A 4,088-nucleotide genomic window follows, 5' to 3' on the forward strand; every position below is an offset into this window, starting at 1 on the left:
ATCCCCATGGGGTGCGGGTCCGACTTCTGCCTGTGCTACTCCACCTCCTCCAGTGCGTCGTCACGGACCGGTCGGTCGGCGAGTTCTTCGTTGCGACCGAACAGGATTGGATATGCGGCGCCTGCGATCGCGGCGCCGAGCAGTGGGGCGAGCCAAAACAGCCAGAGCTGCGACGGTGCGCCGTCGCCGTTGAAGAACGCCACCGCGGTGGAGCGAGCGGGGTTCACCGACGTGTTGCTGATCGGGATCGAGATCAGGTGGATCAGCGTGAGCGTCAGCCCGATCGCCAGGCCGGCGAAACCCCTGGGTGCGCGGTCGTCGGTGGCTCCGAGGATGACGAGCAGGAAGATCGCCGTGAGCACGATCTCGGCGAGGAGCACCGCGGTCATCGCATAGCCGCCGGGGGAATGGTCGCCAAAACCGTTGGCCGCCATGTTGCCCTCTGGGGTCCAGCCGTCCTTGCCGCGGGCGATCGCGAAGATGATCAGGCCCGCCGCCAGCCCGCCGATCACCTGGGTGATCCAGTAGGCGGGTAGCGCCTTCCATTCGACACGTCGCGCGATCGCGGCGCCAAGGGTCACCGCCGGGTTGAAGTGCCCACCCGAGATGGTGCCGAACGCGTACACGCCAGTCAGCACCGTGAGCCCGAAAGCGATTGACACACCGAGGAACCCGATCCCGAGAGCGGTTCCGTCGGACGGGAACTTGGCGGCGAAGACGGCGCTGCCGCAGCCACCAAGCACCAGCCAGAACGTTCCGATGAACTCGGCTGCGAGCCGATGCGCCATCGTGGGCTTCGTCATGGGACCGACCTCCTCGGCGGCTCGTCGTTGAGCCGTCGTGCGGAGAAGTGTGGCACGCGCGGGAGGGATGCCGGTACGGCCGTGTCCCAATCTTGGCCGGATGGTGACCGCAGCTATTCGGACGTGGCGAACCCGCACGCCAGCCGCTGTTGCACGTACCCTGTGCACATACCCCCAGGGGGTATACACTGGCCGGGTGACGGAACAGGTAGACCACTCGGAGCACGCCGATCATTCCGGCCACGCCGGCGATTCGGGGCACGGTGGTGATTCGAGCCATTCGGGCCACGCCGGCCATTCGGGCCACGCCGATCACGTCGCCCAGTTCCGCCGACTGTTCTGGATCATGCTCGTGCTGTCCGTCCCGACGGTCGTGCTCTCGGGAATGTTCGCGATGATCCTGGGCTACTCGGTGCCCGAGTTCCCCGGCGCGCAGTGGGTATCGCCGGTACTCGGCACCGTGATGTACGCCTGGGGTGGCAGGCCGTTCCTGACCGGGGCCGTCGCCGAGATCCGCTCGCGGGCCCCGGGAATGATGCTGCTGATCGCTCTCGCGATCACCGTGGCATTCGTGTCGTCGTGGGGTGCCGCGTTGGGCCTGTTGCACCACGAACTGGACTTCTGGTGGGAGCTGGCGCTGCTCATCGTGATCATGCTGCTCGGGCATTGGATCGAGATGCGGTCGTTGGCCCAGACGGCGACGGCGCTGGACTCCCTCGCCGCGCTGCTGCCCGACGAGGCCGAACGCGCCGACTCGGGTCCCGACGGCGAGGTCCTGGTGACGGTCTCGCCCGCGGACCTCGAACTGGGCGACGTGGTCGTCGTGCGCCCCGGCGCCAGCGTCCCCGCCGACGGCAGGATCGTCAGCGGTGGCGCCGACGTCGACGAGTCGATGGTGACCGGGGAGTCACGCCCCGTGTGGCGCGGGATCGGCGACGCCGTGGTCGCGGGGACCGTCGCCACCGACTCGGGCCTGCGGATCGAGATCACCGCCGTCGGCCCGAACACCGCGCTGGCCGGCATTCAGCGTCTCGTCACCGAGGCGCAGAACTCGTCGTCGCGGGCGCAGCGACTCGCGGATCGCGCCGCGGGCTGGCTCTTCTGGTTCGCCCTGGGGTCGGCGATCCTGACAGCGGTCGTCTGGTCGGCCGTCGGGAGCCCGGAGGATGCCGTCATCCGGACCATCACGGTCCTGGTCATCGCCTGCCCCCACGCACTCGGACTGGCGATCCCCCTGGTGGTGTCCATCGCCACCGAACGCGCGGCTCGCGGCGGCGTGCTGGTCAAGGATCGGCTGGCCCTGGAGAACATGCGCAACGTCGACGCCATCCTTTTCGACAAGACGGGCACCCTGACCAGGGGTGAACCGGCGCTCACCGCGGTCGAGGCGGTCGACGGGCAGTCCGACCGGTTGCTGGCCCTTGCCGCGGCGGCCGAGTCGGATTCCGAGCATCCGCTGGCGCGTGCCATCGTCGACGCGGCGCACCGGCGAGGTCTCGCCGTGCCCGTGGCCACCGAGTTCACCTCGACTCCCGCGGTCGGGGTGCGCGCCACGGTGAGCGGCGCCGAGGTGCGCGTCGGCGGCCCCGCGCTGCTGGCGGACGCCGGTGCGACGGAGCTGTCGGCATCCGCGTCGTGGCGGGACCAGGGCGCGATCGTTCTGCACGTGCTCGTCGACGGCGTCGTTGCCGGGGCGCTGGCCCTTGCCGACGAGGTACGCCCCGAGTCCAGGGAGACCGTCGCTGCGCTGCAGCGCGCAGGCGTCGAAGTCGTGATGGTGACCGGCGACGCGGAACCCGTCGCCAGGAGGGTCGCCGCCGACCTCGGGATCGACAGGATCTTCGCCGGAGTTCGACCCGAGGACAAGGCGGCCAAGGTCGAGCAACTGCATCACGAGTCCCTGGTCGTCGCGATGGTCGGAGACGGTGTGAACGACGCTCCCGCCCTGGCGGCAGCCGCCGCGGGCGGAGGAGTGGGCATTGCGATCGGCGCGGGCACCGACGTCGCCATTGCCTCGGCCGGGGTCATCCTCGCGGGCTCCGACCCACGGTCCGTCCTCTCTGTCATCCGTCTCTCCCGGGCCGCCTACCGCAAGATGCGCCAAAACCTTTGGTGGGCCGCGGGTTACAACCTCATCGCGGTACCACTGGCGGCAGGCGTGTTGGCACCGGTCGGGCTGGTCATGCCCATGTCGGTGGGTGCCATGTTGATGTCGTTGTCCACCGTCGTGGTGGCACTCAACGCGCAGTTGCTGAGGCGGCTGGACCTGACTCCCGCCGTGAGCGTCGCCGCGTTCGCCAGAAGCGGTGTCTAAGAATCCGACCAGGCTTTTGAGCAAATGTGATTCCATGGATAGCGGCACTTGAATCGGCATTAGTCGGTAGCATGGCAAACTACCCGAGGTGATCTTGCTTGGCGTCCTCATCGGCCAGCCATGGACGCCGCAGGCAGATCGATGACCAATCGACAACCGTCGCAAGGATTTCCGGTCCGTCGGGATGAAATGGACGGCCCAACCCGCCGCAGGCCGAAGCGGCTTAGTTAGGTTTGACTAAGTTGGCATGTCAGGCGGGGTTTGTCATATCGTTTCACCACTCGAGGCGAGTGGGGCAGTCCCGTCGTTCAACGCTGCACGCAGACACACCCGTCGCCCGCCGGCAGCAGCCGTCCACGACGACTGCCAGCATCAGGCTTCCATGAAGGTGTGAAGGGGCAGGTGGGAATGACGCCCAGCGACAGTGGTTCCAGCCAGGGGAGCCCGAGGCAGGGAGGCCCGAAGCAGGGCCTCTACAACCCCGCCTACGAGCACGACTCCTGCGGTGTCGCGATGGTTGCCGACATGCACGGCCGACGCAGCCGCGACATCGTCGACAAGGCGATCACGGCGCTGCTCAACCTCGAACACCGAGGTGCCCAGGGCGCCGAACCCCACACCGGCGACGGTGCGGGCATCCTGCTGCAGGTACCGGACCGGTTCCTGCGCGCGGTGGTCGACTTCGAGCTGCCCGACCCCGGTGCCTACGCCACCGGTATCGCCTTCCTGCCGCAGTCCGCCAAGGACGCAGCCAGGGCCTGTGAGGCCGTCGAGAAGATCGTGGAGGCCGAAGGCCTGCGGGTGCTCGGTTGGCGCAACGTGCCCACCGACGAGTCATCACTCGGTGCGCTCGCGCGTGACGCCATGCCCACCTTCCGCCAGTTGTTCATCTCCGGCGAAACCGGGCTCGAGCTCGAGCGTCGGGCCTATGTGGTGCGCAAGCGCGCCGAACACGAACTCGGCAACAAGGG

Annotated in this window: 2 protein-coding genes and 1 pseudogene; 2 read left to right on the forward strand and 1 reads right to left on the reverse strand. The window is 68.2% G+C overall.

Annotated elements, in window-relative coordinates:
* Nucleotides 1-35: 35 nt before the first annotated feature.
* Complete coding sequence (aqpZ, locus tag ABW137_RS13120; protein ID WP_526400538.1) at nucleotides 36-803, reverse strand: aquaporin Z; 768 nt, start codon at nucleotides 801-803, stop codon at nucleotides 36-38.
* Nucleotides 804-999: 196 nt separating this feature from the next.
* On the opposite strand from aqpZ, the gene ABW137_RS13125 reads away from it, so the two are divergent.
* Together ABW137_RS13125 and ABW137_RS13130 are read left to right on the forward strand one after the other, a co-directional pair.
* The gene (locus ABW137_RS13125) at nucleotides 1,000-3,117 is read left to right on the forward strand and encodes a heavy metal translocating P-type ATPase (RefSeq protein ID WP_526400540.1); all 2,118 of its coding nucleotides are present in this window, start codon (nucleotides 1,000-1,002) and stop codon (nucleotides 3,115-3,117) included.
* 408 nt (nucleotides 3,118-3,525) lie between these two features.
* Nucleotides 3,526-4,088: pseudogene (locus ABW137_RS13130) on the forward strand (glutamate synthase subunit alpha); the annotation flags it as partial.

The organism is Mycobacterium sp., from assembly GCF_040509115.1.
GTDB lineage: Bacteria > Actinomycetota > Actinomycetes > Mycobacteriales > Mycobacteriaceae > Mycobacterium.

What these genes read in the sequence shown, in the direction of transcription:
- aqpZ (WP_526400538.1), bottom strand. Translation starts at nt 803, where the DNA reads ATGACGAAGCCCACGATGGCGCATCGGCTCGCAGCCGAGTTCATCGGA.